Origin of the sequence: Streptomyces phytophilus, from assembly GCF_013870535.1 — a bacterium.
In the GTDB taxonomy this organism is placed as follows: Bacteria; Actinomycetota; Actinomycetes; order Streptomycetales; family Streptomycetaceae; genus Streptomyces; species Streptomyces phytophilus.
Window position 1 is genome coordinate 1 of record NZ_JACBXC010001312.1, and the last position, 1,639, is coordinate 1,639.

Below are 1,639 nucleotides of genomic sequence, written 5' to 3' on the forward strand. Positions count from 1 at the left end.
ACAGACCCTGATCCCCCGCCGGGAGCGCCGGGGCCCGTCCGCGGGAGGGCAGGCCCCGGCCGCTCTCACCCGCGGCGGGGCAGGCCGCGCAGGATCTTGCCCTCCGTCGACAGCACGTAGTCGCCGCCGTCGAAGCGGCGGGTGCGGGCGAACATCAGGTACAGGTATTTGAAGTTCTCCGCGAAGGCGTACGCGGGGAACAGGTCGCCCCGGCGCATCGGCGAGGTCGTCACGTCCTCCAGGATCGTGTAGCCGCCGGGGACGCGGGCGTGGGCCTTCATGCCCTCGAAGTACTGCCACGCGGTGCGGCGGTAGAAGTCGTCCCTCGTCAGCCAGTAGAGGTCGAAGGCGCCGTTGACGTACTCGGGCCGGAACTGGTTGCCCCGCGAGGTCGGGGTCATCGTGCCGTAGTCGATCTCCTCGGGCAGCACGGGCCAGCGCTGCAGGACCGACTCCCACGAGCGGTGGTAGCGCTCGCCGAGGCGCCGGTCGCCGCCCTTGGCGACCAGGCCGCCCCAGAACGACGCCAGCTCGGACTGGCGCCGGCCGGTGGTCTCGCCGGTGGCGAAGTCGACCTGGCGGTACCAGACGTGGCCGTCCCACTCCTCCACCAGGTGCTCGGTCATGGCGCCGTTGAGCAGCCGCCACCAGCGCAGGCAGTCCCGGTCGCCGAAGAGCTCCCAGGCGCCCCACAGGTACTCGTAGAAGGAGTCGACGGGCGGGTTGGGGCCCTGGTCCGTGGGGTCGGTCCAGCGGCCGGTCTCGACGTCGAGCCGGGTGCCGAGGAGGTCGAGCGAGGAGCGCCGGTCGAGCACGGCGCGGTAGGCGCGCTTGGCCGCCTCGTAGTACTTGCCGTCGCCGGTGAGCCTGGAGAGCATCCCGAACTCCAGGATGTTCGTGCCGATCTCGGCGAGCGGCGGGGTGGTGCCGTGGACCTCGCCGGTGCGCAGGTTGGCGCGGGTGTACGGCATGCCGGTGGGCGACTTGGTGAACGCGGGCAGCAGCCGGTCGGTGAAGTCGACGCACAGGTCGAGCAGCGACTGCCGGCCGGTGACGAGGTGGCCGGCGAGCAGCCCGCCGACGACGCGGATGACGGCTTCGAAGACGTGGAAGTCGGCGTCGATGTCGAAGTCGAGGTTCTGCTCCAGCCAGTCGGCGGACTCCGTCAGGTCCTCGTCCAGCTCCATCACGTACAGCGTGTCCAGCGCCTCGATCACGGACAGGGCCACGGGGTGGCCCTGGGCGAAGAACTCGCTCGACGTGCCGGAGACGGGCCGTACCTCGTCGTGGCCCCAGGCGGCGGCCCGGTAGCCGTTCCAGGCGTGCAGGAACTCCTTGCGGATCTCGCGCGCGGCGTGCGGCCCGGCGGGTACGCGGACGGCGGCCGCGGGGTGCGCGGCCCTGCCCGGCAGGGCGCGCGCGGGCGCGGCCTGCGCCAGGGCGCCGGCGCCGGCGGCGGACGTCGCGGCGGCGGCTGCCAGCAGCCGGCGGCGGGAGAGAGGGGTGCGGTGGTGTGCGGCGGTGCCCATCGATGCTGCCCCTTCGCGGTGTGGACGCGCCCCCCGACGCGCCTGACATCGTTGTCACGTGCGGTCGTGAATCGAGGCTAGCGGCGCTCGGGGCGGTGTCAATGGTGCCC

1 protein-coding gene is annotated in these 1,639 nt (G+C 72.8%); it reads right to left on the minus strand.

Annotated elements, in window-relative coordinates; all coding sequences use genetic code 11:
- Window positions 1-65 precede the first annotated feature (65 nt).
- Window positions 66-1,529, minus strand: a complete 1,464-nt coding sequence (locus H5J30_RS31900; protein ID WP_181791079.1) for a glycoside hydrolase family 47 protein — start codon at window positions 1,527-1,529, stop codon at window positions 66-68.
- Between the last annotated feature and the right edge of the window lie 110 nt (window positions 1,530-1,639).

Coding starts and splice junctions, on each gene's coding strand:
- H5J30_RS31900 (WP_181791079.1), bottom strand. CDS start 1,529: ATGGGCACCGCCGCACACCACCGCACCCCTCTCTCCCGCCGCCGGCTG.